Genomic DNA, 294 nt, shown 5'->3' with positions numbered 1-294 from the left:
GAACCCGCCGCCGTACCCGGCGGCGTTTGCCCGCACCCGTTCGTCGTAATCCTCGGGCACACGCCGGAAGTCGTCACCGAATCGGTCATAGCGTTTCCGGGTGTCCGGGTCGGACAACACCTGATAGGCCTCGTTGGCCTCCTTGAACCTGTCCTCCGCAGTGGGATCCTTGTTCACATCGGGGTGGTACTTGCGGGCAAGCTTGCGGTACGCCTGCTGAATTTCGTCGGTGCCGGCGCCCTTCGGTACGCCGAGTACTTCGTAGTAGTCACGGGCCATCGGTGCTCACCCCTC

At 63.6% G+C, this 294-nt stretch carries 1 protein-coding gene; it reads right to left on the bottom strand.

Going from position 1 to position 294, the window contains the following annotated elements; genetic code table 11:
• Positions 1-279: DnaJ domain-containing protein (locus G8767_RS35385; protein ID WP_166814313.1), on the bottom strand; the 279-nt coding region annotated here is incomplete at its 3' end.
• Positions 280-294 lie beyond the last annotated feature (15 nt).

Origin of the sequence: Rhodococcus sp. IC4_135, from assembly GCF_011602025.1 — a bacterium.
Taxonomy (GTDB): domain Bacteria; phylum Actinomycetota; class Actinomycetes; order Mycobacteriales; family Mycobacteriaceae; genus Rhodococcus_F; species Rhodococcus_F baikonurensis.
Note: the sequence above shows the minus strand (reverse complement) of the source record. Positions and strands in the feature narration are given on the sequence as shown.